Below are 26,371 nucleotides of genomic sequence, written 5' to 3'. Positions count from 1 at the left end.
ATATTCAGACGGCCCCAGGTTGCCTGTGAATCAGTTGGCAACGTAGTTTTGATAGAGGGTGACGACTTTTTGTACGCCTACGGTCGTGCTGACTTTTTGGGTCACGCGGGCTTGTTCTTCAGGCGTAAGGATGCCCATCACATAGGTCACGTTGCCGTAAGTCACGATTTTGACGCGTGCTTGGGTGGCCGGGCTGAGGCCCAACAGGGTGGCGCGGACTTTGGATGTACCCCAAGTATCGTTGGTCACATCACCGAGCGAACGTGCTTGTGAGGCAACGGTAATGTAGTTGTACACGCCTTCGGCGGCTTGTTCGGAACGGGCGATGCGTTCAACAAATTGTTTTTCGCCTTCGGTAGCCACTTGGCCGAGCAGGAGCAGGTGGCGGTTGTAGCCGACAACGTTCAGTTTGGGCTTGTAGCCTTGGACTTGGTTGTTTTGGCGCAGGTAGGAGCGTGCGGTGGTTTCGACGCGCAGGGCCATAACGTTGTCGTCGGTTTGCGCGCCGGTGGTGCGGCGGTCGACGGCGGATTTGGTGCCGACGGCAGCACCGCCGATCAGTGCGCCGACGCAGCCGCTCAGACTCAGGCTCAAGAGGGTCGCTGTCAGAACGGGGAGGGCGTAGCGTTTGATGTTCTTCATATCCTTTTCCTTGGGTATGGACGGTTGGGTGTTCAGACGGCCTTTAAGGGATGGGCCGTCTGAAAAGAAAGGGTTACATGCCTTCAAGCAGGACGGAGTCGATGCAGTCGCACATGGCGTGAATCAGCAAAATATGGTTTTCCTGAATGCGGGCAGTGCGCGGATAAGGGACGTTGAGCAAAACGTCGGTATCTTTGAGCATGGCGGCGATTTTTCCGCCGTCGCGGCCGGTCATGGCGATGACGTGCATGTCGCGCTCGTGTGCCGCTTTGATGGCTTCGATGACGTTGGCGGAATTGCCGGAGGTGGAGATGCCGACCAATACGTCGCCGGCACGTCCGAGTGCGCGCACTTGTTTGCTGAATACATGGTCGAAACCGTAGTCGTTGCCGATGGCGGTCAGTGCGGAAGTGTCCGTCGTCAGCGCGACCGCGGCCAATTCCATGCGTTCTTTTTCAAAACGGCCGGTCATTTCGGCGGCGAAGTGTTGCGCGTCGGCAGCCGAACCGCCGTTGCCGCAGGCCAGGATTTTGCCGTCGTTCATCAGGCATTGCAGCATCAGCTCGGCGGCCTGTGCGGTCGGCTCGACCAGTACTTTTTCAGCTTCCTGCTTGGCGCGGATGCTCTCGGCAAAATGTGCGGAAACGCGTTCTTGTAATGTTGTCATGAGGTTAACCTGTAATATTTTGAATCCATTCGGGCGGGCCGTCGCCCTCAATCAGTACCGCGTCCAGGCGGCAGGGCGCATGGTTTAACCCGTGCTTTTGCAGATAATACTCTACACTTCGTTGCAATTTCAATAATTTGGACGGCGAGATGCTGTATGCGGCACCACCGAAACCTCGGTTTTTGCGGTATTTTACTTCAACAAACACAATCGTACCGCCGTTTTTGACGATTAAATCGATTTCGCCGTAGGCGCAATGCCAGTTCCGAGCCAGCAGCGAGCAGCCTTTGGCCTGTAGGAACGCCAGTGCCGCATCTTCGGCCGCCGCCCCCTGTTTGTGGTTTAAGCGCATGAAAAGTTTACCCGTTATATAATTATTGTTTTTAAAGAGACGCCGTTTCAGACGGCCTTGAATCTATGTACACAAAACACCTGCAAAAAGCCGTCGACAGCATCGAAAAACAGACATTATACGTTGTCGCCACACCCATCGGCAATTTAGCCGACATAACGCTGCGCGCGCTGGCCGTTCTGCAAAAGGCCGACATAATCTGCGCCGAGGATACCCGTGTTACCGCCCAGCTTTTGAGTGCGTACGGTATTCAGGGCAAACTCGTGAGCGTGCGCGAACACAACGAGCAGCAAATGGCCGATAAAATCATCGCCCATCTTTCAGACGGCCTGAGCGTTGCCCAAGTTTCGGATGCGGGTACGCCTGCGGTTTGCGATCCCGGTGCGAAACTTGCCGCCCGCGTGCGCGAAGCCGGATTTAAAGTGGTGCCTGTGGTCGGTGCAAGCGCGGTCATGGGGGCATTGAGCGTGGCAGGGGTGACGGAATCCGATTTTTACTTCAACGGTTTCCTGTCGCCTAAGGCCGGCGAACGTCAAAAGCTGCTGGCCAAATGGGCGGAAGCCGATTTTCCGATTGTGATGTTTGAAACGCCGCATCGCATTGAGGCAAGCCTTGCGGATATGGTCGCGCAGTTCCCCGATCGTCGTTTGACATTGGCGCGCGAAATCACCAAAACGTTTGAAACCTTCCTCAGCGGCACGGTTGCCGAAATCCAAGCCGCCCTTAAAAAAGACAGCAACCAAACGCGTGGCGAGATGGTGCTGGTGTTGCACCCTGCGGTAAAAGAGAAGCACAGCGATTTGCCCGAGGCGGCACAAAATACCATGAAAATCCTTGCGGCCGAGTTGCCGACCAAACAAGCCGCCGAGCTTGCCGCCAAGATTACCGGCGAGAATAAAAAGGTGCTGTATGATTTGGCTTTGGAATGGAAAAAGCAGGGATAAATGCTGATTGGAAAGTTGAATATCAAAGGCCGTCTGAACAATAGATTTCAGACGGCCTTTTTTGATTGGATTTTAGAGGTTTTAAAATTGATCCAATAGGTTCAATACGCTTCTAAGTTTGCGTTTCAGACAGCCTCGATGTTTGGCGAACCTGCTTCAACGTTGCCATGCGCTGCGCAAATATTCGATGCAGTCAGTCAGGGCGTAAAACGGGGCGTTGCCGTGATTGGCGTTGGGGTAGAGGGTGAAGCGGACGTCTGCGCCGAGGTGGTGCAAAGTGCCGGCAAGGATTTTGGCTTGTGCAACCATGCCGCGGCTGGTTTGGTCGGGGCGGTTGTTTCTGCCTTCATGTTCGCCTGCGCCGAGGCGGATGCCGATTCCTTGCGGCAATGTGCCGGGCAACCAATCGAGTACGCGGCGGTCTTGCCACCAGATAGACGGCGACACCAGCAAATAATGGCGGAAGCGTTCGGGGCGGGTGAACAGGGAATAGAGGCCGTACAAGGCGCCGAACGAATGGCCGAAGACGGCTTGGTTTTGGATATCGATGCGGTATTTGCCGTCGAGCAGGGCGGAGAGTTCGTCATCGATAAAGCGGCTGAAGCGGTCGGCTTGGCCGTATTGTTTACGTTCGGATTCGGGCGCGTTGTCGGGCAGCGGCGGCGTGTAGTCGAGGGCGCGCTGGCTTAAGTCGCGGATGGTGCCGCCGGTGTAGCCGATGCCGACAATCAGACAGGCGGCATGGCTTTTGGTGATGGGGTTGATGAGCAGGGATTGCGCCATATTGAGGATGGCGGGGAAAAAGGCGTCCCCGTCAAGAATATACAGTACGGGATAGCCGCCTGCCGGACGCTCGCCGAGTGCCGCGGCTTGAATGCGGTAGGTGCGGCCGGTGTGTGCGGAGGTAATGGAAGTTTCTTCGGCTTGCAGCAGGGTAGCGGCTTGCCAGTTGGGGCGGATGGGCATGATGGGGTGCTTTAATCAATGGGTTGTTTAAGTAAAAGGGAAAAAGGCCGTCTGAAAATAGGTTTCAGACGGCCTTATTGTACCGATTCTTGTCTTTTTAACAATACGCGCGATTAGCGTACGTCAACGTAGGAGCTGCTGTGCAGTTCGCGCAGGAGGTTGGTGGTCGCCTGTTGCGCTTTTTGTTGGGACAGGTATTGGCGGACGGCGTTTTGTTGGCGCTCTTCAGGCGTACCTGCTTCGCGGACGTCGTTCAGCTTGATGATGTGCCAGCCGAATTGGGTGCGGACAGGGGCGCTGATTTGGCCGGGTTTGAGTTTGTGGACGGCTTCTTCAAATGGGGCAACCATCATGCCGTCGGCAAACCAGCCCAAATCGCCGCCGTTGCCGGCGCTGCTGTCTTGCGAGTATTGGCGTGCCAAACCGCCGAAATCTGCGCCGCTGCGGGCTTGTGAGTAGATTTTGCGGATGGTGCTTTCCGCGCCGACGGCGGCATTATCGTTGTCGGCTTTAATGAGGATGTGTTGGGCATGGTATTGGCGCACAGGGTCGGCTTCGGGCAGGGTGATGCCTTGTTGTTTGGCCTGCTCGATGTAGCGTGCCACTTCGGAGTCGCTCACACGGCTGTTTTGCATGATGGCCTGTTGGCGCACTTTTTCAACAATAATGCTGTCGGCGATGTCTTGACGGACGGCGGCAGACGGATTTTTGATGTTTGGGTTGTGCGCGATGACGGCTTCGATTTCGCTATCGGTCGCTTGGATGTTGCGGCGTTTGCCGGCTTGGAGGATCAGGGATTGGTTGATCATTTGTGCCAAAACCTGTTGGCGCAGCTCGTTGGCGTCCATTTGTGTGCCTTTCGGCATGGTTTGACGCGCTTGCGCTACGGCTTGTTCTACTTGGCGGTGGGTAATGACTTCGTTGTCGACAACCGCGGCAATGCCGTCTGAAAGATGTACGCCGCTTTGTACGGCAGGCATGGTGGTGGCGCTGACGGCAGGGGCTTTGGCTGCGCGCGCTTTGCCTGCTTTGGCTTTAGGGGCGGCATGTGCGCCTACTGCGAGAGTGAGTGCGGCGACGAGAATCAGGGGTTTGAAGTTCATTGTTTGACTACCTCGTTGGTTTTGCTGTAACCGGGAATGGCTAAGCGGAGTTTTTCGAATGGGTTGTTGCCGATATTGCTCAAGTCTTTGAGTTGGAGGTTGAAGAATACGGCGTTTTTGTGGCTGTTTTCGCCGGTAACATAGCGTTGGCCGACCAAGCTCGCGCTCCAGCAGCCGCAGTTGCTTTTGTATTCTGCACCGATGAGCATTTCCAGCGGTTTTTTGGCTTCGATTTCGTAGTTGTAACGGGCAACGGCGTACAGGTTTTTGCTCAAAGGCCATTGGGCGGCAAGGTCGACTTGGCTGAGTTTGTCGTAGAAATAGTCGCCGTTGGCTTGCAGATAGATGCGCTCGTTGCGTCCGTATTTGTAGCGCGCGCTTAAGACTTTGCCGGGTTCGGGGTTGTAGGCAATCCCTGCGGCGTAGCTTTCGGCACGGCTTTGGTTCTGGTTGTAGTGGATGTCCAAGTCGATGCGTATGCTCGGGGTAATGTTGCCGTGTGCAAAGGCTACCCAGTCGGACTGGCTGCGCGGATAACGGCTGACGCTGCCGTCAGGCAGGACGTTGTCGTTTTTGAAGTAAAACTTCTGGCCGATACCTGCACGGAAGAGTTCCGCACCGGTATTGGGGTTGAGGATGCGGCTTTGTGTGGCCAGCGTCAGGCTGTTGGCCGAATTGATGCGGTCGTTGCCCGAATACAGGTTTTCGCGGAACAGCTGCGAATAGGTAAAGCTGTTTTCGGAGCTGTCGAAATTGGGCAGGTCGTTTTGGGACTTGGTCGGAATGTAGTTGTAAAACAGGCGCGGTTCGAGTGTTTGCAGGTATTCTCCGCCGAAGAGCCGGGCCCTGCGCTCGAAAGTCAGGCCGCTGTCGACGTTGATGATCGGCAGGACGCGGCTGACATTGCGGCCGCTTTGACCATTGAAGCTGTTGAGGCTGTAATAAGTGGCGTGTACGCCGACTTTAGGTCGGATGTAGCCCCATTGGTTGTGGAAATCCCATTTGACGCTCGGGTAGAGTACCACGCGGCTGCCGTCTTGCTTGGTATCGTGATCAAAACGGGTGAATTGGCTGAACACGTTGAGTTGCGCTTTGCCGAGATGGCTTTGCCAACGGCCGGTCAGGCGGGGCATGATGGCATAAGGCTCGTCCTTATAACCGTCTTGGTTGGCCAGTGTTTGATATTTTTGTACGCGCAACGAGCCGTCGAAGCTGCCGCCTAGCAGTTTGTCGCTGTAATTGAGCCATGCCTGACGGTCGAGGTTGACGTTGCGTGCGATGTCTTCGCGGCCGTAGAAGTCGCGGTAGTAATCGTCGTCGGAAACTTGGTTGTAGTTGATGCCGCCGCTGATTTTGCTGTTCAGCTGCTGCTGGTGTTTCCATTTGAACTGGTAGCGGTTGTTGTGGACGCTTTTTTGGTCGTTCGGCATCCAGTCGCCATCGACCTCGCCGCTGTAATTCGGTTGCAGATAACGGACTTGGCCGCCCAGTTGCACACCTCGTTTGCTGATGATGCCCGGGCGGATGGTGGCATCCAAATTCGGTGCAAGGTTGAAATAGTAGGGCAAGCTCAGCTCAAGGCCGTCTGAACCTGTGGCAATGGTCGGAACGAGCAGGCCGCTTTTGCGGTTGCCGTTGATGGGGAAGTCCGCCCAAGGCGTGTAGAGGACAGGGACGCCGCCGAATACCAGCGAAGCGTGTTTGGCCACGCCGATACCTGTCGATTCATCGGCTTCAATGCTTTGCGCTTGGATATACCAGCTGGCATCGCCGGGTGAACAGGTGTTGAATTTGGTATTGATGAGCTTGTAGAGGCCTTTGCCTTTGAGTTCGGCTTTTTCGCTGACACTTTGAAGGCGGCGGCCGCCTTGCTCGGTATTGAGGCGCACAGCAGTGCCGGAGCCGGTTTGGTCTTTGAGGTTGTAAACCAATTGATCGCCGGATACGGTCGAACCGTTTTGATACAGGGTAAAGCGGTCGCCGGCGGTAACGGTATCGGTGGCTTGGTCGTATTGCGCCCAATCGGCATTGAGAACATCGGCATTGCGCTCGACAATGACGTCGCCTTCGGCACGGACGCCGACTTGGGTTTGACCTTCTATTTTATCGGCGTTGACACGGGTGTAATCGGCAGGCAGGGCAGGCTCGCCGCTGCGTTTGATTTCGGCGGTTTCGGCCGGCTTGGCATCTTCGTGGTCGCAAAACAGGCAAGTGCTGCCCAAGGAAAGCGGATCGGCTTCGCTTTGGCTGGTTTTTGCCGGTTTGGATGCGGCGGTGTGGGCAGGGGTATAGTCTTCCGCCTGCGGAACAGAAGCATCTTCCGCGCGTACGGCTGTTGCGCCAAAGCCCATAATTAAGGCGAGTACCAAGGGTTTGAGTGAAAATAAACGAGCCAAAATCGCCCCTTAAATCGGTTTGCCAGTTAGAATAGCGGTTATTGTAACCTGAAATTCTGCGATACCGCTATGCAACGACAAACCGAATTACAAAACTGGCTGGAGTCTGTTTACCCGAACCAGCCGTTCGAATTGAGCTTTGCGGCAGCCGATGCCGACTTCCGCCGTTATTTCCGTGCGACGTTTTCAGACGGCCAGACCGTTATCTGTATGGATGCGCCTCCTGAGAAGATGAGTGTTGCGCCGTATTTGAAAGTGCAAAAACTGTTTAACATGGTCAATGTGCCGCAAGTGCTTCATGTGGATGAAGCGTTGGGCTTTATGGTGTTGAACGATTTGGGCAATACCACATTCCTGACCGCCATGAATCAGGAAAACAGTGAAACCGCACATAAAGCCCTGCTGCTCGAAGCCATCGACGAACTGATCGAGCTGCAAAAAGCCAGCCAACCCGGCAAACTGCCGGAATACGACCGCGAAGTCATGCTGCGCGAGATTAACTTGTTCCCCGAATGGTTTGTGGCCAAAGAATTGGGCCGCGAGTTGACCTTCAAGCAACGCCAGTTGTGGCAGCAAACCGTCGATACGCTGCTGCCGCCCTTGTTGACGCAGCCCAAAGTGTATGTCCACCGCGACTTTATCGTCCGCAACCTGATGCTGGCAAAAGGCCGCCCGGGCGTGTTGGACTTCCAAGACGCGCTTTACGGCCCGATTTCCTATGATTTGGTGTCGCTGCTGCGCGATGCGTTTATCGAATGGGAAGAAGAATTTGTATTGGACTTGGTCATCCGCTACTGGGAAAAAGCACGCGCTGCCCAGCTGCCCGTGCCTGCCGAGTTTGACGAGTTCTACCGCTGGTTTGAATGGATGGGCGTACAACGCCATTTGAAAGTAGCCGGCATTTTTGCCCGCCTGTACTACCGCGACGGCAAAGACAAATACCGTCCTGAAATCTCGCGCTTCTTGAACTATTTGCGCCGCGTATCCCGCCGTTACAACGATTTGGCGCCGCTCTATGCGTTGCTGGTCGAATTGGTCGGCGATGACGAATTGGAAACAGGCTATACCTTCTAAGCTTGGTTTTCTAAGATTTGATTCCACTTTTCAGACGGCCTGATCAACAAAAGGCCGTCTGAAACCTTTACAGAACACATAAAAATGACTTACATGATTTACCCCAAAACCTACGACGTGATTGTCGTCGGCGGCGGCCATGCCGGTACCGAAGCCGCACTTGCCGCCGCACGCATGGGTGCGCAAACCCTGCTGCTCTCGCACAACATCGAAACCCTCGGCCAAATGTCGTGCAACCCCTCCATCGGCGGTATCGGCAAAGGCCACCTCGTACGCGAACTCGACGCATTGGGCGGCGCAATGGCTTTGGCCACCGACAAATCCGGTATCCAGTTCCGCCGCTTGAACGCCAGCAAAGGCGCGGCAGTGCGAGCCACGCGCGCGCAGGCCGACCGTATCCTATATAAAGCCGCCATCCGCGAAATGTTGGAAAACCAAGAAAACCTCGACCTTTTCCAACAAGCCGTCGAAGACGTAACGCTCGACGGCGACCGCATCAGCGGCGTGATGACCGCGATGGGCGTGGAATTTAAAGCCCGCGCCGTCGTGCTGACCGCAGGCACGTTTTTGTCCGGCAAAATCCACATCGGTTTGGAAAACTACGAAGGCGGCCGCGCCGGAGACCCCGCCGCCAAATCGCTGGGCGGACGTTTGCGCGAATTGAACCTGCCGCAAGGTCGTCTGAAAACCGGCACGCCGCCGCGCATCGACGGACGCACGATTGATTTCTCCCAACTGACCGAACAGCCCGGCGACACACCCGTTCCCGTAATGTCCGTACGCGGCAGCGCCGATATGCACCCGCGCCAAGTGTCCTGCTGGATTACGCATACCAACACGCAAACCCACGACATCATCCGCTCTGGCTTCGACCGCAGCCCGATGTTTACCGGCAAAATCGAAGGCGTCGGCCCGCGTTATTGTCCGTCTATCGAAGACAAAATCAACCGCTTCGCCGACAAAGACAGCCACCAGATTTTCCTCGAACCCGAAGGCCTGACCACGCACGAATACTATCCAAACGGTATCTCCACCAGCCTGCCGTTCGATATTCAAATCGCCCTTGTGCGCAGCATGAAAGGTTTGGAAAACGCCCATATCCTGCGCCCCGGCTACGCCATCGAATACGACTATTTCGATCCGCGCAACCTCAAAGCCAGCCTCGAAACCAAAACCATCCAAGGCCTCTTCTTCGCAGGACAAATCAACGGCACGACCGGCTACGAAGAAGCCGCCGCGCAAGGCCTGCTCGCCGGTGCAAATGCCGTGCAATACATCCGTGAACAAGATCCGCTCCTGTTGCGCCGCGAACAAGCCTATCTCGGCGTATTGGTGGACGACCTCATTACCAAAGGCGTGAACGAGCCTTACCGAATGTTCACCAGCCGCGCCGAATATCGCCTGCAACTCAGGGAAGACAACGCCGACATGCGCCTGACCGAAGACGGCTACAAAATCGGCTTGGTGGGTGAAGAACAATGGCGCATGTTCAACGAAAAACGCGAAGCCATCGAACGCGAAATCCAACGTTTGAAAACAACGTGGTACACGCCGCAAAAACTCGCCGAAGAAGAGCAGCTGCGCGTATTCGGACAAAAACTCAGCCGCGAAGCCAACCTGCACGACCTCTTGCGCCGTCCGAACCTCGACTACGCCACGCTGATGACCCTGCCTGACGCACAACCTGAAACCGCACTTGCCGACAGCGTGGTCGAACAAGTCGAAATCCAAGTCAAATACCAAGGCTATATCGACCGCCAAAACGAAGAAATCGACAGCCGCCGCGACATCGAAACCTTAAAGCTGCCCGACGACATCGATTACAGCAAAGTCAAAGGTTTGTCGGCAGAAGTGCAGCAAAAGCTCAACCAGCACAAACCCGAAACCGTCGGCCAAGCCAGCCGCATCTCCGGCGTAACGCCTGCGGCGGTGGCATTGCTGATGGTGCATTTGAAGCGCGGGTTTAAAGATGCCAAGTAAGGGTTAATTTGAATAAAGGCCGTCTGAAAGTTTCAGACGGCCTTTTTGAATTTAAAAGAACAAAAACATAAAAACTGATGACAGAGTAAAATACGTTACACAAAACCTATGACAGACAAAGGGATAATATGGAAACTCAATCTTTAGAAAAAACTTTTGCTACACATGATGAATTTAACCGTAAGCCGATAGCCGAGAACATCATCAGGCTGTTGACATCGCCCATCGACCTTTCTCCTATGGTTATCGACGGTGGTTGGGGAACGGGTAAAACCGAATTTTGCCAAAAGCTGGTTCGGCTTATGCAGCAACATCCCAATTTCCAGCCCGTCTATATCGATGCCTTCCGCTCCGATCATAGCGGAGAGCCTTTACTGGCATTGCTTGCCGAAATCATCAAAACCTGTACGCCTGAAGATACTGATGGTCAGCCGTCTGAAAAACGCAAAAGTTTCACTAATAGAATTGCGAAAGTAGCTGGATTCGGAATAAAAACCATATTTAAGGCAGCAATGGGTCATGTCCTGAAGCAAAATACAGACGATTTGGCAGAAGAGCTTCAACAGATAATGAATGACGACCAAGAAGCGAGGAGTGTTGCTGAAACCGTAACCGATACCGCTAACATAATCGCCAACCATACTATTGATGTAACCGTTGAGGCTTTATTGAAAGAGCAAATTGAAGCAGAAAAAAATCTGGAAACGCTCAAATCCTGCATGAAAGAATTGGCAGAGGACAAACCGATTATCCTGTTTATCGACGAACTCGATCGTTGCCGTCCCGATTATGCGGTTGATATGCTGGAAGTTATCAAGCACGTCTTTGATATTGAAAACGTCAAAGTCGTGCTGGTTACGAATACCAAGCAACTGTGCGCGGCGATTAATCATCGGTATGGTGCAGAGGTGGATGCGCAGAAATATTTGGATAAGTTTTTGAAATATAGCTTTGCATTGCCAGATAAGGTTTTAGATCAAAATGAGGCGCAGGGAACCATAGTTGCTGTTCAATATTTTGAACCATTGCTAAGAAACAGTAGAATATTTAATGAATTAAAAGAGTTAATTGAAAATGAGAAAATAAAGAATTTTACCTGCGATATGATTAAACGAACTAACATATCTCTTAGAGAGACGGAGCGATTAGTTCGATTTTTGGAAATATACCATTCTTTAAGTGGCGGATTAAGTAATAAGGTGCGGTGGGAAAATATATTATTAGTTATTACAGGTATATTTATCTTTTGCTTTCATCCTGAATTAATTAAGAATATCAATGAAAATCATGTTGCTGCTGGGGATCCTTGTCAATTATTCAATTTCCAAATTCTGCCTAAAAAACCAATGGATGAATCGAATGTTAATTATGCAGATGTTATTGCTATGATGTTTATTATGTTTAGTAAAGTTAAAGATCCTACTTTTGTTTTCCGAATATCTGATGACCAAGAGTATTGGCAAATGCATGTGAATAATCTTTTTCTTAGAAATGTAAATCTTGATTATTGTGGCATAGATGGGGTTTTCTCTGTTTTGAAAAATACTTTCCGAGTGCTCAGTCTTGAGCGAATGCCACAATAAAATTAAAGGCCGTCTGAAACCCTAAAATTAGGTTTCAGACGGCCTTTAATCATTTTAATAAACTGACAATTGTCCTATTGAGGCTGTCTGAATTTCAATACACCAAGCTCGGAGACAAAGCCGTTTAGGGGGATGTCGTGGGGTTCGGTCGGCAGGGTGTCGGTTAGTTGGCAGCCGAAGCCTACGCCCAGGGTTTGGGTTTGCAGGCGGTATTTCATGGCGGAGAGAGTGGCGTCGTAATAGCCTCCGGCTTGTCCGAGGCGGTAGCCGCGTTTATCGATGCCGACGATGGGGACAAGCAGTAGGCTGAGTTGGTGGACGCGGATTTTTTTGCCGGTAAATTGGGGAACGCTTAATTTGGCGCGGCCGCGTTTGCGTTCTTGTTTTACTCCGTTGCCAGGATAAGGCGTGAACCACATCCGCCGTGTGTTCGGTTCGATATAGGGCAGGTAGAGTTTTGCGCCGCGTTTTTGTGCGGCACGGACAAAGCCGTCTAAACGCAATTCCTTGCCCATAGGCCAATACACGCCGATTTTCCGTCCTTTTTTGATGTAGGGTTTGAGCAAGCGGCTGATGGTTTCGGTGGCGGCGTTTCGTTCGTCGGCGCTCATTTGGGCGCGTGCACGGCGGAACTGTTTGCGTAATGCCGATTTGTCGGGATTCCTCATTTTCAGACGGCCTTTCGGGATTGCGGTAGAATGTTGCGATTATAACGATTTTGTTAACATTCAAACAGGACGCACACAATGTGGCACATTGTCGCCATCGGTTATCTTTTTGTTGCCGTGATGTTTTCCGCCGCGCAGCCTAGTATTGCACGCGCGTTGATTTATTTGGTTTTTTGGGCAGTGTTGCCCACTGTGTTCACGGTCTTCGTCGTGACCATCCGCCGCCGCAACCGCCTGATGAAACGGCAGGAGCAGGCGGAGTTTGAAGCGGCCCGCCAAAAGGCGGTACAGGCGGATGAAAAACAGGACGGAAAGGTATAAAATCCCTTTTCAGACGGCCTCTTATCCGCTATAATCCGTCAGTTTTCCATTTCGGAAACACTCTTTTATTTTTTAAACTTATGCCCACTTTCGCCGAAGGGTGCTTGACAATAGGCGCCGCCTATCAAGTTCTATGCGATTGAATGTGTGCTCTTTAACCCTTTCAAGGAAATAACATGTCTCAAATTACTATGCGTCAGATGATTGAAGCCGGTGTTCACTTCGGTCACCAAACCCGTTTCTGGAACCCGAAAATGGCTCAATACATTTTCGGTGCGCGCAACAAAATCCATATCGTAAACTTGGAAAAAACCCTGCCAATGTTCCAAGAGGCGCAAGAAGCCGTACGTCGTCTGGTTGCTAACAAAGGTACAGTATTGTTCGTAGGTACCAAACGCCAAGCCCGCGACATCATCCGCGAAGAAGCTACCCGTGCCGGTATGCCTTTCGTTGATTACCGCTGGTTGGGTGGTATGCTGACTAACTACAAAACCGTTAAGCAATCCATCAAACGCCTGGAAGAAAAAACTGCTGCCCTGGAAAACGCTGCTGAAGGCGGTTTCAACAAAAAAGAAATTCTGGAAATGCAACGCGACGTTGAAAAACTGGAACGTTCTTTGGGCGGTATCAAAAACATGAAAGGCCTGCCTGACGCGATTTTCGTTATCGATACCGGCTACCAAAAAGGTACTCTGGTTGAAGCTGAAAAACTGGGCATCCCTGTTATCGCCGTAGTCGATACCAACAACAGCCCTGACGGCGTGAAATACGTTATCCCTGGTAACGATGACTCCGCTAAAGCTATCCGCCTGTACTGCCGCGGCATCGCTGACGCAGTTTTGGAAGGCAAAAACCAAGCGTTGCAAGAAACTGTAGCCGCTGCCCAAGAAGCTGCTGCCGAGTAATTCGGTACACGGAAGAGGGGCGTTATGCCCCTTTTCTCAAATCCCGTTCTGAAATCCGTTTCAGACGGCCACTATTTCCAAACACGGCAATGGCCGTGTTCCCAAAAATCTAGGAGATTCAAAATGGCAGAAATTACTGCAAAAATGGTTGCCGACCTGCGCGCCGCTACCGGCCTGGGCATGATGGAATGCAAAAAAGCCTTGGTTGAAGCTGAAGGCAACTTCGACAAAGCCGAAGAAATCCTGCGTATTAAATCTGGTGCGAAAGCCGGTAAACTGGCTGGCCGTACTGCTGCCGAAGGCGTATTGGCTTACGCGATCAACGGCAATGTCGGTGCATTGGTTGAAGTAAACTGCGAAACCGACTTCGTTGCTAAAGATGCCGGCTTCGTAGAATTCGCCAACTTCGTTGCGAAAACTGCTGCCGAGAAAAAACCGGCTTCTGTTGAAGAACTGAGCGAACTGGTTGAAGCAGAACGCAAAGCCATCATCGCTAAATTGGGCGAGAACATGTCTGTTCGCCGCTTCCAAGTGATTGACACTGCCAACCAACTGGTTGCCTACATCCACGGTGCTTTGGCTACCGAAGGCGTATTGGTTGAGTACAAAGGCTCTGAAGACGTAGCACGCAAAATCGGTATGCACATCGTTGCCGCTAAACCACAATGCGTAAGCGAAGCCGAAGTAGATGCTGAAACTGTTGAAAAAGAACGCCACATCTACACTGAACAAGCTATCGCTTCCGGCAAACCTGCCGACATCGCCGCTAAAATGGTTGAAGGCCGTATCCGCAAATTCTTGGCTGAAATCACTCTGAACGGCCAAGCGTTCGTGATGAACCCTGACCAAACTGTTGCCCAATTCGCTAAAGAAAACGGCACTGAAGTGATCAGCTTCGTACGCTACAAAGTAGGCGACGGTATCGAGAAAGCTGTTGTTGACTACGCAGCCGAAGTTGCTGCCGCTGCTAAAGTGTAAGGCACTTATGAAAAAGAAAGCACCTAGATTCCAAACGAATCAGGGTGCTTTTTTTTGAGAAAACCGTTTACAGTACCTATTTTAAGGCGACCGAATATAAAGGCCGTCTGAAAACAAAACAATAATAAACCGACACACTCTATCATTAATATTCCGACCGTTTGAAATTCAGACGGCCCAACTCCGACCGACGACATTCAAGAAAGCAAGGTATCCCATGACACAGCAAATCAAATACAAACGCGTATTACTGAAACTCTCCGGCGAATCCCTGATGGGTTCCGATCCGTTCGGCATCAATCACGATACCATCGTTCAAACTGTCGGCGAAATTGCCGAAATCGTGAGAATGGGCGTGCAAGTCGGTATCGTTGTCGGCGGCGGTAACATTTTCCGCGGCGTATCTGCACAAGCAGGCAGCATGGACCGCGCCACTGCCGACTACATGGGCATGATGGCAACCGTGATGAACGCGTTGGCACTCAAAGACGCATTTGAAACTTTGGGCATCAAAGCGCGCGTACAATCCGCACTGTCTATGCAGCAAATCGCTGAAACTTACGCCCGTCCTAAAGCCATTCAATATTTGGAAGAAGGCAAAGTTGTGATTTTCGCCGCCGGTACCGGTAACCCGTTCTTCACGACCGACACTGCCGCCGCATTGCGCGGTGCGGAAATGAACTGCGACGTGATGCTCAAAGCCACCAACGTCGACGGCGTGTACACCGCAGACCCGAAAAAAGACCCATCTGCAACACGCTACGAAACCATTACTTTTGACGAAGCCTTGTTGAAAAACCTTAAAGTGATGGATGCCACCGCTTTCGCCCTCTGCCGCGAACGCAAACTCAATATCGTGGTATTCGGCATTGCTAAAGAAGGCTCGCTCAAACGCGTGGTAACCGGCGAAAACGAAGGTACACTGGTTCACTGCTAATCATTGAAAGGCCGTCTGAAACAGCCGAACGGGATACATTCGGCTTTCAGACGGCCTTTTATTTTCAGTCGGTTGCGAGGGCAGTTCCCATGGCTTGAACAGGTTAAGGGCTTGCTTGATCATAGTGCCCAACCAACAATTCGATAACAAAAGGATACCCCCATGAATATCACCGTCTTGGCTGTCGGCACGAAAATGCCGCGTTGGGTGGATGAAGCCGTCGGCGAGTACGCCAAACGCTTCGGGCGCGATGTCAATTATGCGCTGAAAGAAATCAAGCCAGAGAAACGCGACGCGGGTGTGAATGCGGCTCAGGGCATGGCGGCTGAAGAAAAACGCCTGTTGGAAGCCATACCGCAGGGCGCGTTTTTGGTGGTATTGGACGAGCGTGGCAAAGCGCCGACTTCGGTCGAATTGGCGCAACACTTGAAAAGCTGGCAGCAAAATGGCGAACACGTCTGCTTTATTATCGGCGGCGCAGACGGTATGACCGACCGTTTGAAACAGCAGGCAAACATGATGATGCGCCTTTCCAGCCTGACCTTGCCGCACGGCATGGTGCGCGTTTTGCTGACCGAGCAGCTTTATCGCGCCGTTTCGATTTTGCACAATCATCCGTATCATCGGGAGTAGTCCGCTTTGAGTGCTGGGATAAGACGGTAATGCCGCCTTGTCGGTTAAAAGCAGGGTTGAACCTGTTTTCAGACGGCCTGATTTTTCCGCATGAATCCTTTATAATCGTTTCTTTGATAAATCAACATCTTTCGAGAGAACCCAAATGTCCGATTTCCGTCAAGACTTCCTCAAATTCGCTTTGGCACAAAACGTGTTGAAATTCGGCGAATTTACAACTAAGGCCGGCCGTCAGTCGCCTTATTTTTTCAATGCCGGTTTGTTCAATGACGGCGCATCGACTTTGCAACTGGCGAAGTTTTACGCCGAAGCCATTATTGCCAGCGGCGTGAAGTTCGATATGCTGTTCGGCCCAGCCTATAAAGGCATTATTTTGGCGGCGGCAACAGCGATGATGTTGGCGGAAAAAGGCGTAAACGTACCGTTTGCCTACAACCGCAAAGAAGCCAAAGACCACGGCGAGGGCGGTGTGTTGGTGGGCGCGCCTTTGAAAGGCCGCGTGCTGATTATCGATGATGTGATTTCCGCCGGCACATCTGTGCGCGAGTCGGTCAAACTGATTGAGGCCGAAGGCGCAACGCCTGCCGCAGTGGCTATTGCGCTCGACCGCATGGAAAAAGGTACGGGCGAATTGTCGGCGGTGCAGGAAGTCGAAAAACAATACGGCCTGCCGGTGGTTTCGATTGCCAACCTGAATGACTTATTCACGCTCTTGCAAAACAATGCCGAATTTGGCGGCTTCTTCGAGCCGGTCAAAGCCTATCGCGAACGTTACGGCGCGGTTTAAACCATAACATCATGCTCAGGTCGTCTGAAAACTGTTTCAGACGGCCTGAAGCATTGGCTAAAATATATTTTTGATTCAATACACTTACGGAAAATACTCATGCCTGCTTGTTCTTGTCCTCATTGTAAAACACCGCATTGGGTGAAAGATGCCCAGTTGAACGTGGCGCAGGGTTTCGTGGTCTGCACGCGTTGTTCGGGGATGTTTAAGGCCAAGGATTATCTGTCGGGCAACCTGCCGGCCGATCCGGCCCATCTGCCTGTGGCGGTAACGGATGTGCGCCTCGTACATAACATCGGTGCGCAAATTCTCAAGCATTCCAAACTCTCGCGCAAAGAAATTTCCGATTTGCTCAACAGCGCGCTCAAGGAAGAATCCAAAGCGGAAGGGCAGGCGGCGGTCAAAACGCGCAAGGACGGTTTCAACTGGACTTTGGCATCGCTGATTGCGCTGACGGTTTTGATTATGCAACTCTTTTATCTTGCCCTGCTATGAGTAACATCGCCCATTTTGTTGCCAGCTTTCGCGAAGCCGCGCCCTATATTCAATATTTGCGCGGTAAAACTATGGTGGTCGGCGTGACCGACAGCCTGTTGGAAGGCGAAACCTTGATTCGTTTGGCCGCAGATTTGAATCTGTTGGCCAGCTTGGGCTTGCGTTTGGTCTTGGTACATGGTTCGCGGCATTTGCTCGACAAATTGGCTTCGGGTCGGGATTTTGTTCCGAAATACAGCGGCAGCCGACGAATTACCGATGAAGCAACTTTGATGGAAGTGAAGCAGGTGGCGGGGATTATCCGCAGCGATGTCGAAGCCGCCTTGTTCAGCAGCGTATCCGCACCGCAACGGAGCAAGCCGCCGGTTATCGCGTGCGGCAACTTTATTACCGCCCGTCCGTTGGGCGTTATCGACGGTGTGGACATGGGCTATACCGGTACCGTCCGCAAAATCGACGCAGAAGAAATCCGTTTGCGCTTAGATGGCGGCGCCGTGGTGCTGATCAGCCCTTTGGGGCATTCGTACAGCGGCAAAACCTTCAATCTGAGTATGTGTGAAACCGCTCAGGAAGTGGCAATGGCTTTGCAGGCGGAGAAGCTGGTTTTCTTGACCGAAGAAGCCGGTATCCGTCGTGCCGACGGCTCTTTGGCCAATACTTTGTCTGTCGGTGAAGTGCAGGAGCTGATACACGATAATCCCGATGCGCCGGCCGATTTGTTGCATGCAGCGGTAGGTGCGTTGGAAAACGGCGTATCGCGGGTGCAGATTCTCAACGGCCGTGAAGACGGCAGCCTGTTGCGCGAGCTGTTTACCCGCGAGGGCAGCGGTACATCTATTGCCCGTGAGCCGTTTGTTTCCATCCGTCAGGCACGCAGCGACGACATTCCGCACATCATCGCCTTAATCCGTCCGTTGGCGGAACAAGGCATCTTGTTACACCGCAGCCGCGAGTATTTGGAAAACCATATTTCTAGTTTTTCCGTATTGGAACACGATCAAAACATTTACGGCTGCGTGGCGTTGAAAACCTTTTCCGAACCGGACTGCGGCGAATTGGCCTGCCTGGTGGTGTCGCCCGAAGCGCGTGATGGCGGCTACGGCGAATTGCTGTTGGAACATCTGTTTCAAAAAGCACGCGCCTTAAATATCAAAACGCTCTTCGCCTTATCCACGCACACGGGCGAATGGTTTGTCGAACGGGGCTTTCAGACGGCCTCAGCCGATGACCTGCCTGCCGAACGCCGGCAGGAATACAATGCCAACGGCCGCAATTCCAAAGTATTTGTTTATGACTTGCAGGCCGTCTGAAAAACTTCAATCTTATTATCCGTTTTTAAAAATTACTTAAATCTTATGTTGAAAATCATCTCTGCCAACGTCAACGGCATCCGTTCCGCCTATAAAAAAGGTTTTTATGAATACATCACCGCTTCCGGTGCCGACATCGTCTGTGTGCAGGAACTGAAAGCTCAAGAGGCCGACCTGTCAGACGATATGAAAAATCCGCACGGTATGTACGGCTACTGGCATTGCGCCGAAAAGCGCGGTTACAGCGGCGTGGCGGTGTACAGCAAACGCAAGCCCGACAATGTGCAAATCGGCATGGGTATTGAAGAATTTGACAGGGAAGGCCGTTTTGTTCGTTGCGATTTCGGCAAGTTGTCGGTAATTTCGCTGTATCTGCCCAGCGGCAGCAGCGCGGAAGAGCGCCAACAAGTGAAATACCGCTTTTTGGACGCGTTCTATCCCATGCTCGAAGCCATGAAAAACGAAGGGCGCGACATCGTCGTCTGCGGTGACTGGAATATTGCCCACCAAAACATCGACTTGAAAAATTGGAAGGGCAATCAGAAAAATTCGGGCTTCTTGCCTGAAGAGCGCGAATGGATAGGCAAAGTCATCCACAAACTCGGTTGGACGGATATGTGGCGCACACTTTATCCCGATGTGCCGGGCTATACATGGTGGAGCAACCGCGGACAAGCATATGCGAAAGATGTCGGGTGGCGTATCGATTATCAGATGGTTACGCCGGAGTTGGCCGCCAAAGCTGTTTCCGCACACGTTTATAAAGACGAAAAATTCTCAGATCACGCCCCTTTAGTTGTGGAGTATGACTATGTTGCCGAATAAGGTTTTTGGTAAATATGATTGGAATATAAACGGTAAAACCGGCGTAGGCGCGGCGTGGGTCGTGGCGGCATTTGTATTGCCTATGCTGGTGTGGGCGGTGTTTATGCTGGCGCGGATGTCCGGCTGGGTTGCGCCGACCAAGGCCAATCCGACATGGGCGTTGGTATGGCTGCTGTTTTCCCTGCCTTGCCTGCTGATTGCGGCCAAATGCTTTGCTTGGAAGGGCTGGCGGCTGGTGGCCAACATCGTACTTTGTCTGGCGACTTGTGCCATCCTCAGCGTGCCTGCCGCATTGCTGATTGCATTTACACTCAACGATTTGCTCAAATAGGCCGTCTGAAATGCAGAGCTTCGAACTCGAAGAAATGGCACTGTTTCTGATACGCGATGCGGATGAAGCGGAAATGTGGATAGACCGCTGGGCGGTCAGCTATCCGATTGTTCAAACTGCCGAAGCCGATAGTCGGCAAACCATTTCCGAATGGCAACACGCTATTCAGACGGCCTTCGACCATATTGTGAGCAAAAATATTGCCGTCGTGGCTCATGGTGCCGGTATATCCGCATTTTTGGCATGGCTGTATCAAGCCGACATCCTGACGCAAAAACGCCTAACCAATATTATTTTGGTCTCGCCGCGTCCAGAAGCTTTTCCCGAGGACGAAATCCATACGTTTCAACGTGTCCGCTGCCCTTGCCGTACAGCGTTGGTTATCGCCGAAACAAACGGCACGCCACGCGATTGGGCGCAAGAGCAGGCAAACCGGTGGAACGCTCGTCTGCTTCAATCGCCGCATTCCGGCCGGTTAAACGGCGTACTCGGCGGCTGGCAATGGGGTATGAAGCTGATGCAGGAAATGCTGTTGAATAAGTAGTTTAGAAATGTCTATTAATAAACGAAGGCCGTCTGAAACCGATATGTATTTCAGACGGCCTTTGTTTGCAAATATCATGTTAAATATAATTAAAAGAAACTATTCTCATTTCTTTTATGAAGCAATATAATTCGGTTGTTTCGTTAAATTGAGTATAAAAATGCAAATACCATTTCATTTGGCTTTATTACCCACGCTGATTATTGCTTCTTTCCCTGTCGCTGCCGCCGATACGCAGGACAATGGTGAACATTACACCGCCACGCTACCTACCGTTTCCGTGGTCGGACAGTCCGACACCAGTGTACTCAAAGGCTACATCAACTACGACGAAGCCGCCGTTACCCGCAACGGACAGCTCATCAAAGAAACGCCGCAAACTGTCGATACGCTCAATATCCAGAAAAACAAAAACTACGGCACGAACGATTTGAGTTCTATCCTCGAAGGCAATGCCGGCATTGATGCTGCCTACGATATGCGCGGCGAAAGCATTTTCCTGCGCGGCTTCCAAGCCGATGCATCCGATATTTACCGCGACGGCGTGCGCGAAAGCGGACAAGTGCGCCGCAGCACTGCCAATATTGAGCGCGTGGAAATCCTGAAAGGCCCGTCCTCCGTGCTTTACGGGCGCACCAACGGCGGCGGCGTCATCAACATGGTCAGCAAATACGCCAACTTCAAACAAAGCCGCAACATCGGTGCGGTTTATGGTTCGTGGGCAAACCGCAGCCTGAATATGGACATCAACGAAGTGCTGAACAAAAACGTTGCCATCCGCCTTACCGGTGAAGTCGGGCGCGCCAATTCGTTCCGCAGCGGCATAGACAGCAAAAACGTCATGGTTTCGCCCAGCATTACCGTCAAACTCGACAACGGCTTGAAATGGACGGGGCAATACACCTACGACAATGTGGAGCGCACGCCCGACCGCAGCCCGACCAAATCCGTGTACGACCGCTTCGGACTGCCTTACCGCATGGGTTTCGCCCACCCGAACGATTTTGTCAAAGACAAGCTGCAAGTTTGGCGTTCCGACCTTGAATACGCCTTCAACGACAAATGGCGTGCCCAATGGCAGCTTGCCCACCGCACGGCGGCGCAGGATTTCGACCATTTCTATGCGGGCAGCGAAAACGGCAGCCGAATCAAACGCAACTATGCCTGGCAGCAGACCGACAACAAAACCCTGTCGTCCAACTTCACGCTCAACGGCGACTACTCCATCGGCCGTTTTGAAAACCACCTGACCGTAGGCATGGATTACAGCCGCGAACACCGCAACCCGACATTGGGTTACAGCCGCACCTTTTCCGCCTCCATCGATCCCTACGACCGCGCAAGCTGGCCGGCTTCGGGCAGGCTGCAACCCGTCCTCACTCAAAACCGACACAAGGCCGATTCCTACGGCATCTTTGTGCAAAACATCTTCTCCGCCACGCCCGATTTGAAATTCGTCCTCGGCGGCCGTTACGACAAATACACCTTTAATTCCGAAAACAAACTCACCGGCAGCAGCCGCCAGTACAGCGGCCACTCGTTCAGCCCCAACATCGGCGCAGTGTGGAACATCAACCCCGTTCACACACTTTACGCCTCGTATAACAAAGGCTTCGCGCCTTATGGCGGACGCGGCGGCTATTTGAGTATCGACACGTCGTCTGCTGCCGTGTTCAACGCCGACCCCGAGTACACCCGCCAATACGAAACCGGCGTGAAAAGCAGTTGGCTGGACGACCGCCTCAGCACTACGTTGTCTGCCTACCAAATCGAACGCTTCAATATCCGCTACCGCCCCGACGCGCAAAATGATCCCTACACTTGGGCAGTCAGCGGTAAACACCGTTCGCGCGGCGTGGAATTGTCCGCCATCGGGCAAATCATTCCCAAAAAACTCTATCTGCGCGGTTCGTTGGGCGTGATGCAGGCGAAAGTCGTTGAAGACAAAGAAAATCCCGACCGAGTGGGCATCCATTTGAATAACACCAGCAACGTTACCGGCAACCTGTTTTTCCGTTATACCCCGACCGAAAACCTCTACGGCGAAATCGGCGTAACCGGTACAGGCAAACGCTACGGTTACGACTCAAGAAATAAAGAAGTGACTACGCTTCCAGGCTTTGCCCGAGTTGACGCCATGCTTGGCTGGAACCATAAAAACGTCAACGTTACCTTTGCCGCGGCCAATCTGCTCAATCAAAAATATTGGCGTTCGGATGCCATGTCGGGTAATCCGCGCGGCTATACTGCTCGGGTAAATTACCGTTTCTAATGAAATCAGGCAAAGGCCGTCTGAAAATAAGGCTATGATCTAAGCCATATTTCAGACGGCCTTTTATAAAGGCTGAAATAAAACTAAACACATTTTTTCACTCAAATTGAACACGCCTTCAACAAAATGCCATAAAATCCGCCCATTGATTTGAATGTAAAGAGATACCTATGAAACTGAAAACCTTAGCCTTGACCTCATTAACCCTGTTGGTATTGGCCGCTTGCGGCAAACAGGCGGAAACCAGCGTTCCGGCAGACAGCGCCCAAAGCAGCTCATCTGCTCCGGCAGCGCCAGCCCCATTGACTGAAGGCGTGAACTACACTGTATTGTCTACGCCTATTCCGCAACAACAGGCCGGCAAAATCGAAGTATTGGAATTCTTCGGCTACTTCTGCCCGCATTGCGCCCATCTTGAGCCGGTTTTGAGCGAGCACATCAAAACGTTTAAAGACGATACCTATATGCGCCGGGAGCATGTCGTGTGGGGTGATGAAATGAAACCTTTGGCACGTTTGGCGGCCGCAGTGGAAATGGCCGGTGAATCAGATAAAGCCAACAGCCATATTTTCGATGCGATGGTTAACCAAAAAATCAACTTGGCCGACACAGATACCCTGAAAAAATGGTTGTCCGAGCAAACTGCATTTGACGGCAAAAAAGTATTGGCTGCATTTGAGGCTCCTGAAAGCCAAGCGCGTGCGGCTCAAATGGAAGAGTTGACCAATAAATTCCAAATCAGCGGCACACCGACTGTGATCGTCGGCGGCAAATACCAAGTTGAATTTAAAGACTGGCAGTCCGGCATGACCACGATTGACCAGTTGGTGGACAAAGTACGCGAAGAGCAGAAAAAGCCGCAATAAGTTGAAGGCTGAATGAGCAAAGGCCGTCTGAAAATAGGATTTCAGACGGCCTTTTATATTAGACGTTATAGAATAGATGGTTGCTAAAGCCTTATGGTTTTAAATTTGAATACAAAACAAAACGCCGTCTGAAACTTTTCAGACGGCGTTTTCTGTCAAATCGGCTTACAAACCCGGGAACATGCCTTTCATTCCCTTCATGCCTTTGGCCAAGCGCATCAGTTTGCCCAAACCGTTGCCGCTGAACATCTTCATCATTTGTTGCATTTGTTCAAACTGTTTGAGCAATTTGTTCACTTCCTGCACGGTCGTACCCGCACCCATTGCAATACGGCGTTTGCGGCTGGCTTTGAGCAGGGCAGGGTTGGCGCGTTCTTTTGGAGTCATTGAGTTGATGATGGCTTCTACTTTGCCCATCGCTTTTTCGGCCGTGCCTTCGGGGATTTGTTTCGATATTTGCCCCAGTTCGCCCGGCATTTTTGACATCAGGTTTTCCAAGCCGCCCATATTGCGCATCTGCTGGATTTGTTCTTTAAAGTCGTTGAGGTCGAAGCCTTTGCCTTTTTGCAGCTTTTTCGCCATTTTGGCGGCAGCTTCTTCATCAATACCTTTTTGAACGTCTTCAATCAGGGTCAATACGTCGCCCATGCCGAGGATACGGCTGGCAAGACGGTCGGGGTGGAAAGGTTCGAGGCCGTTGATTTTCTCGCCAACGCCGATAAATTTAATCGGTTTGCCGGTTACATGGCGTACGGACAATGCCGCACCGCCGCGCGAGTCGCCATCCATCTTGGTCAATACGACACCGGTTAGCGGCAGGGCTTCATTAAATGCCTGAGCAGTGTTCACCGCATCCTGACCCAACATGGCATCAATAACGAACAAAGTTTCAACCGGGTTGACCGCGGCATGAAGCGCTTTGATTTCGTTCATCATCTCTTCATCGATTGCCAAACGGCCGGCGGTATCAACCATCAATACATCGTAAAAATGTTTTTTGGCGTAATCAACAGCGGCAGTTGCAATCTCAACCGGTTTTTGGTTGGTATCGGATGGGAAAAAGTCCACGCCGACCTGTTCGGCCAACAGGCGCAGCTGTTCAATCGCGGCAGGGCGGTAAACGTCGGCAGATACCACCAAAACTTTTTTCTTCTGATCGTTTTTCAGCAGGCGGGCAAGTTTGCCGACGGTTGTTGTCTTACCGGCACCCTGTAAACCAGCCATCAAAACAATGGCAGGCGGTGAAACCGATAAGTCCAGCGTTTTGTTTTCCTTGCCCATCAATTCGACTAAGGCTTGGTTGACCACGCCAATAAAGGCTTGGTCAGGCGTCAGGCTGCCGACGACTTCTTGGCCAAGGGCCTGTTCTTTGACTGTGTTGACGAATTCTTTAACGACGGGCAATGCAACGTCGGCTTCCAACAGGGCAAGACGAACCTCGCGCAAGGCTTCTTTAATATTGTCTTCGGTCAGCGTTGATTGGCCGCGAATATTTTTAAGTACCTTGCTGAAGCGGTTGGTCAGGTTGTCTAACATACTTATCCTTGATAATGAGAATAGCTGCCCAATACAGGGCATTCTTTGTTAAAATAAAATTCGGATTATTTTACACGATAGTCCGAAGTTATGCTTCAAGAACACAAACACGCACACCAAGGCCGTCTGAAACTCGGCTGGGTGTCCATCAAGTGTTCACATGTCTATTGAGAAAGATATTTATGCCGATTGTCTTAATCTGCCTTATGCTGGTGTATGCCGGATTGGGCGCATTTTCCTGGTTGCAACATAAAAAGCACAATAATAAGTCTTACCCGCTGAAAACCGAGCTGCTGATTTTGAGCGGCGCATTATTGGTACATGGCGCAGCATTGATGTTCCCTGTATTGCAGGATAGGGTATTAATTACCGGTTTTGGTTATTCGCTCAGTCTGATAGTTTGGCTGATGCTGATGATGTACTGCTTAGGCAGCTTCTTTTATTGTCTGCGCGGTGTGCAACTCTTATTGTATCCCTGTGCCGCATTGACTTTATTGTTGGGTTTCCTTTTTCCGGGTGATTTTTCAGGCCGTCAAATTGTAGACTTATTGCCGTTGTCGCACATCGCATCATCATTGCTCGCATACGGATTGTTTGGCATCATTACCTTATTTGCCATCCTGATCCTTTTGCTCGACCGCAATCTGCACAAACGCCGTTTTTCCGCATTGGTCAGCTTCTTGCCGCCATTATTGAGTTTGGAAAAACTCATGTTCCAAGGTATGTGGGCAGGATTCGTTTTATTGACCTATTCCGTAATCAGCGGTACGTTTTTTGCAGAAACCGTTTTCGGCAAGCCGATGACCTTCACGCATAAAACCATCTTCAGCATTATGTCGTGGCTGATTTATGGCGCACTATTGCTGAAACACAGTATGACCGCATGGCGCGGCAAAAAAGCCGCCGTTTGGACTATTGTTGGATTTGTTAGTCTGATTTTTGCCTATGTGGGCAGTAAATTCGTCCTAGAAATTATCCTCCAACGTATTGGATAAATAGAAATCATGTAAACAGGCCGTCTGAAAGAGCATTTCAGACGGCCTTTAGTTTGTATTTTTTTGTATGTATTGGATTGTGTAGGAAGTTTGTTGGGGTTTTTTATAAAATAAAAGCCCTGTTAAAACAGGGTGGTGGTTAAATTTCTAGAAATAATTTTGCGAAAGGTGTTGACTGGTTTTGCTGGAGGGCGTATAGTTCGGTTCTTCGCTGCTGACGCGGTGAAGAAAACGAAGCAGACAGTATAACACAGTTAGTTA

26 protein-coding genes are annotated in these 26,371 nt (G+C 51.6%); 18 read left to right on the top strand and 8 right to left on the bottom strand.

From position 1 onward, the window contains the following. Nucleotides 1–30: 30 nt before the first annotated feature. The 3 genes from ACTHTY_RS09915 to ACTHTY_RS09905 form a co-directional block, all read right to left on the bottom strand. Complete coding sequence (locus ACTHTY_RS09915) at nt 31–642, bottom strand: BON domain-containing protein (RefSeq protein ID WP_150538015.1); 612 nt, start codon at nt 640–642, stop codon at nt 31–33. Nucleotides 643–715: 73 nt separating this feature from the next. Continuing rightward, nucleotides 716–1,309 carry a phosphoheptose isomerase gene (locus tag ACTHTY_RS09910; RefSeq protein ID WP_003749391.1) on the bottom strand — a complete coding sequence of 198 codons (594 nt, stop codon included), beginning with the start codon at nt 1,307–1,309 and terminating at the stop codon, nt 716–718. Nucleotides 1,310–1,313: 4 nt separating this feature from the next. Then, nucleotides 1,314–1,661: a YraN family protein gene (locus ACTHTY_RS09905; protein ID WP_049359336.1), complete on the bottom strand. Its 348-nt coding sequence runs from the start codon at nt 1,659–1,661 to the stop codon at nt 1,314–1,316. A gap of 65 nt (nt 1,662–1,726) precedes the next feature. On the opposite strand from ACTHTY_RS09905, the gene rsmI reads away from it, so the two are divergent. Further along, nucleotides 1,727–2,605: a 16S rRNA (cytidine(1402)-2'-O)-methyltransferase gene (gene rsmI / locus ACTHTY_RS09900; protein WP_440367466.1), complete on the top strand. Its 879-nt coding sequence runs from the start codon at nt 1,727–1,729 to the stop codon at nt 2,603–2,605. Between the two features lie 156 nt (nt 2,606–2,761). On the opposite strand, the gene ACTHTY_RS09895 is transcribed toward rsmI, so the two are convergent. From ACTHTY_RS09895 to ACTHTY_RS09885, 3 genes are all read right to left on the bottom strand, one after another. After that, entirely contained in the window at nt 2,762–3,571 is an 810-nt protein-coding gene (locus tag ACTHTY_RS09895; protein ID WP_440367465.1) for an alpha/beta hydrolase, read from the bottom strand. 113 nt (nt 3,572–3,684) lie between these two features. Continuing rightward, entirely contained in the window at nt 3,685–4,674 is a 990-nt protein-coding gene (locus ACTHTY_RS09890) for a peptidylprolyl isomerase (RefSeq protein WP_250615162.1), read from the bottom strand. Then, nucleotides 4,671–7,070, bottom strand: a complete 2,400-nt coding sequence (locus ACTHTY_RS09885; RefSeq protein WP_440367464.1) for an LPS-assembly protein LptD — start codon at nt 7,068–7,070, stop codon at nt 4,671–4,673. Before ACTHTY_RS09885 ends, ACTHTY_RS09890 begins: the two co-directional genes overlap by 4 nt. Nucleotides 7,071–7,139: 69 nt before the next feature. On the opposite strand from ACTHTY_RS09885, the gene amgK reads away from it, so the two are divergent. The 3 genes from amgK (at nt 7,140) to ACTHTY_RS09870 (ending at nt 11,707) form a co-directional block, all read left to right on the top strand. Then, nucleotides 7,140–8,144: an N-acetylmuramate/N-acetylglucosamine kinase AmgK gene (gene amgK / locus ACTHTY_RS09880; RefSeq protein ID WP_440367462.1), complete on the top strand. Its 1,005-nt coding sequence runs from the start codon at nt 7,140–7,142 to the stop codon at nt 8,142–8,144. 84 nt (nt 8,145–8,228) lie between these two features. After that, nucleotides 8,229–10,124 carry a tRNA uridine-5-carboxymethylaminomethyl(34) synthesis enzyme MnmG gene (mnmG, locus tag ACTHTY_RS09875; protein WP_440367461.1) on the top strand — a complete coding sequence of 632 codons (1,896 nt, stop codon included), beginning with the start codon at nt 8,229–8,231 and terminating at the stop codon, nt 10,122–10,124. A 128-nt stretch (nt 10,125–10,252) separates the two neighbouring features. Next, a complete protein-coding gene (locus ACTHTY_RS09870) occupies nt 10,253–11,707 on the top strand; it encodes a KAP family P-loop NTPase fold protein (protein ID WP_150538020.1) in 1,455 nt (484 codons plus the stop codon). Between the two features lie 74 nt (nt 11,708–11,781). Here ACTHTY_RS09870 and ACTHTY_RS09865 read toward each other — a convergent pair whose 3' ends face one another. Next, complete coding sequence (locus tag ACTHTY_RS09865) at nt 11,782–12,375, bottom strand: 5-formyltetrahydrofolate cyclo-ligase (RefSeq protein ID WP_440367459.1); 594 nt, start codon at nt 12,373–12,375, stop codon at nt 11,782–11,784. Nucleotides 12,376–12,453: 78 nt separating this feature from the next. Between ACTHTY_RS09865 and ACTHTY_RS09860 the strand changes: the two genes are divergently transcribed. The 13 genes from ACTHTY_RS09860 (at nt 12,454) to ACTHTY_RS09800 (ending at nt 23,579) form a co-directional block, all read left to right on the top strand. Beyond that, the gene (locus tag ACTHTY_RS09860; RefSeq protein ID WP_063076190.1) at nt 12,454–12,696 is read left to right on the top strand and encodes a hypothetical protein; all 243 of its coding nucleotides are present in this window, start codon (nt 12,454–12,456) and stop codon (nt 12,694–12,696) included. Between the two features lie 176 nt (nt 12,697–12,872). Continuing rightward, entirely contained in the window at nt 12,873–13,601 is a 729-nt protein-coding gene (gene rpsB / locus ACTHTY_RS09855; protein ID WP_002230071.1) for a 30S ribosomal protein S2, read from the top strand. Nucleotides 13,602–13,724: 123 nt separating this feature from the next. After that, nucleotides 13,725–14,579 carry a translation elongation factor Ts gene (gene tsf / locus ACTHTY_RS09850; RefSeq protein ID WP_002223203.1) on the top strand — a complete coding sequence of 285 codons (855 nt, stop codon included), beginning with the start codon at nt 13,725–13,727 and terminating at the stop codon, nt 14,577–14,579. Nucleotides 14,580–14,796: 217 nt separating this feature from the next. Beyond that, nucleotides 14,797–15,516, top strand: a complete 720-nt coding sequence (gene pyrH, locus ACTHTY_RS09845) for a UMP kinase (protein ID WP_003708812.1) — start codon at nt 14,797–14,799, stop codon at nt 15,514–15,516. Nucleotides 15,517–15,678: 162 nt separating this feature from the next. Then, nucleotides 15,679–16,149 carry a 23S rRNA (pseudouridine(1915)-N(3))-methyltransferase RlmH gene (gene rlmH / locus ACTHTY_RS09840; RefSeq protein ID WP_440367456.1) on the top strand — a complete coding sequence of 157 codons (471 nt, stop codon included), beginning with the start codon at nt 15,679–15,681 and terminating at the stop codon, nt 16,147–16,149. 145 nt (nt 16,150–16,294) lie between these two features. Continuing rightward, the gene (gene pyrE / locus ACTHTY_RS09835) at nt 16,295–16,936 is read left to right on the top strand and encodes an orotate phosphoribosyltransferase (protein WP_003682682.1); all 642 of its coding nucleotides are present in this window, start codon (nt 16,295–16,297) and stop codon (nt 16,934–16,936) included. Nucleotides 16,937–17,035: 99 nt separating this feature from the next. Continuing rightward, nucleotides 17,036–17,431 carry an MJ0042-type zinc finger domain-containing protein gene (locus ACTHTY_RS09830; protein ID WP_440367454.1) on the top strand — a complete coding sequence of 132 codons (396 nt, stop codon included), beginning with the start codon at nt 17,036–17,038 and terminating at the stop codon, nt 17,429–17,431. Then, nucleotides 17,428–18,741: an amino-acid N-acetyltransferase gene (gene argA / locus ACTHTY_RS09825; protein WP_440367453.1), complete on the top strand. Its 1,314-nt coding sequence runs from the start codon at nt 17,428–17,430 to the stop codon at nt 18,739–18,741. The genes ACTHTY_RS09830 and argA overlap by 4 nt, the downstream gene beginning before the upstream one ends. Before the next feature lie 45 nt (nt 18,742–18,786). After that, nucleotides 18,787–19,566, top strand: coding sequence for an exodeoxyribonuclease III (locus tag ACTHTY_RS09820; protein WP_440367451.1), 780 nt, complete (start codon nt 18,787–18,789; stop codon nt 19,564–19,566). Further along, complete coding sequence (locus tag ACTHTY_RS09815) at nt 19,553–19,897, top strand: hypothetical protein (protein WP_070608462.1); 345 nt, start codon at nt 19,553–19,555, stop codon at nt 19,895–19,897. The genes ACTHTY_RS09820 and ACTHTY_RS09815 overlap by 14 nt, the downstream gene beginning before the upstream one ends. 10 nt (nt 19,898–19,907) lie before the next feature. Continuing rightward, on the top strand, nt 19,908–20,441 hold the full coding sequence (locus ACTHTY_RS09810) for an alpha/beta hydrolase (protein WP_440367450.1): 534 nt from the start codon (nt 19,908–19,910) through the stop codon (nt 20,439–20,441). A 160-nt stretch (nt 20,442–20,601) separates the two neighbouring features. Beyond that, complete coding sequence (locus ACTHTY_RS09805) at nt 20,602–22,713, top strand: TonB-dependent receptor (protein ID WP_440367448.1); 2,112 nt, start codon at nt 20,602–20,604, stop codon at nt 22,711–22,713. A gap of 170 nt (nt 22,714–22,883) precedes the next feature. Then, complete coding sequence (locus ACTHTY_RS09800; RefSeq protein ID WP_440367446.1) at nt 22,884–23,579, top strand: thiol:disulfide interchange protein DsbA/DsbL; 696 nt, start codon at nt 22,884–22,886, stop codon at nt 23,577–23,579. A gap of 165 nt (nt 23,580–23,744) precedes the next feature. Here the strand turns inward: ACTHTY_RS09800 and ffh are convergent, their stop codons facing one another. Next, nucleotides 23,745–25,115, bottom strand: a complete 1,371-nt coding sequence (gene ffh / locus ACTHTY_RS09795; RefSeq protein WP_003684000.1) for a signal recognition particle protein — start codon at nt 25,113–25,115, stop codon at nt 23,745–23,747. Nucleotides 25,116–25,297: 182 nt separating this feature from the next. Here ffh and ACTHTY_RS09790 point away from each other — a divergent pair, with 182 nt between their 5' ends. After that, nucleotides 25,298–26,110 (top strand): cytochrome C assembly family protein, encoded by an 813-nt coding sequence (locus tag ACTHTY_RS09790; RefSeq protein ID WP_440367444.1) that lies wholly within the window; start codon nt 25,298–25,300, stop codon nt 26,108–26,110. Nucleotides 26,111–26,371: the final 261 nt, after the last annotated feature.

It is taken from the genome of Neisseria sp. P0019.S002, from assembly GCF_051957155.1.
In the GTDB taxonomy this organism is placed as follows: Bacteria; Pseudomonadota; Gammaproteobacteria; order Burkholderiales; family Neisseriaceae; genus Neisseria; species Neisseria perflava.
Note: the sequence above shows the minus strand (reverse complement) of the source record. Positions and strands in the feature narration are given on the sequence as shown.

Bases quoted from the DNA above. Each gene is read 5' to 3' on its own strand.
- ACTHTY_RS09915 (WP_150538015.1), bottom strand. From the start codon at position 642: ATGAAGAACATCAAACGCTACGCCCTCCCCGTTCTGACAGCGACCCTC.
- ACTHTY_RS09910 (WP_003749391.1), bottom strand. From the start codon at position 1,309: ATGACAACATTACAAGAACGCGTTTCCGCACATTTTGCCGAGAGCATC.
- ACTHTY_RS09905 (WP_049359336.1), bottom strand. From the start codon at position 1,661: ATGCGCTTAAACCACAAACAGGGGGCGGCGGCCGAAGATGCGGCACTG.
- rsmI (WP_440367466.1), top strand. From the start codon at position 1,727: ATGTACACAAAACACCTGCAAAAAGCCGTCGACAGCATCGAAAAACAG.
- ACTHTY_RS09895 (WP_440367465.1), bottom strand. From the start codon at position 3,571: ATGCCCATCCGCCCCAACTGGCAAGCCGCTACCCTGCTGCAAGCCGAA.
- ACTHTY_RS09890 (WP_250615162.1), bottom strand. From the start codon at position 4,674: ATGAACTTCAAACCCCTGATTCTCGTCGCCGCACTCACTCTCGCAGTA.
- amgK (WP_440367462.1), top strand. From the start codon at position 7,140: ATGCAACGACAAACCGAATTACAAAACTGGCTGGAGTCTGTTTACCCG.
- mnmG (WP_440367461.1), top strand. From the start codon at position 8,229: ATGACTTACATGATTTACCCCAAAACCTACGACGTGATTGTCGTCGGC.
- ACTHTY_RS09870 (WP_150538020.1), top strand. From the start codon at position 10,253: ATGGAAACTCAATCTTTAGAAAAAACTTTTGCTACACATGATGAATTT.
- ACTHTY_RS09865 (WP_440367459.1), bottom strand. From the start codon at position 12,375: ATGAGGAATCCCGACAAATCGGCATTACGCAAACAGTTCCGCCGTGCA.
- ACTHTY_RS09860 (WP_063076190.1), top strand. From the start codon at position 12,454: ATGTGGCACATTGTCGCCATCGGTTATCTTTTTGTTGCCGTGATGTTT.
- rpsB (WP_002230071.1), top strand. From the start codon at position 12,873: ATGTCTCAAATTACTATGCGTCAGATGATTGAAGCCGGTGTTCACTTC.
- tsf (WP_002223203.1), top strand. From the start codon at position 13,725: ATGGCAGAAATTACTGCAAAAATGGTTGCCGACCTGCGCGCCGCTACC.
- pyrH (WP_003708812.1), top strand. From the start codon at position 14,797: ATGACACAGCAAATCAAATACAAACGCGTATTACTGAAACTCTCCGGC.
- rlmH (WP_440367456.1), top strand. From the start codon at position 15,679: ATGAATATCACCGTCTTGGCTGTCGGCACGAAAATGCCGCGTTGGGTG.
- pyrE (WP_003682682.1), top strand. From the start codon at position 16,295: ATGTCCGATTTCCGTCAAGACTTCCTCAAATTCGCTTTGGCACAAAAC.
- ACTHTY_RS09830 (WP_440367454.1), top strand. From the start codon at position 17,036: ATGCCTGCTTGTTCTTGTCCTCATTGTAAAACACCGCATTGGGTGAAA.
- argA (WP_440367453.1), top strand. From the start codon at position 17,428: ATGAGTAACATCGCCCATTTTGTTGCCAGCTTTCGCGAAGCCGCGCCC.
- ACTHTY_RS09820 (WP_440367451.1), top strand. From the start codon at position 18,787: ATGTTGAAAATCATCTCTGCCAACGTCAACGGCATCCGTTCCGCCTAT.
- ACTHTY_RS09815 (WP_070608462.1), top strand. From the start codon at position 19,553: ATGTTGCCGAATAAGGTTTTTGGTAAATATGATTGGAATATAAACGGT.
- ACTHTY_RS09810 (WP_440367450.1), top strand. From the start codon at position 19,908: ATGCAGAGCTTCGAACTCGAAGAAATGGCACTGTTTCTGATACGCGAT.
- ACTHTY_RS09805 (WP_440367448.1), top strand. From the start codon at position 20,602: ATGCAAATACCATTTCATTTGGCTTTATTACCCACGCTGATTATTGCT.
- ACTHTY_RS09800 (WP_440367446.1), top strand. From the start codon at position 22,884: ATGAAACTGAAAACCTTAGCCTTGACCTCATTAACCCTGTTGGTATTG.
- ffh (WP_003684000.1), bottom strand. From the start codon at position 25,115: ATGTTAGACAACCTGACCAACCGCTTCAGCAAGGTACTTAAAAATATT.
- ACTHTY_RS09790 (WP_440367444.1), top strand. From the start codon at position 25,298: ATGCCGATTGTCTTAATCTGCCTTATGCTGGTGTATGCCGGATTGGGC.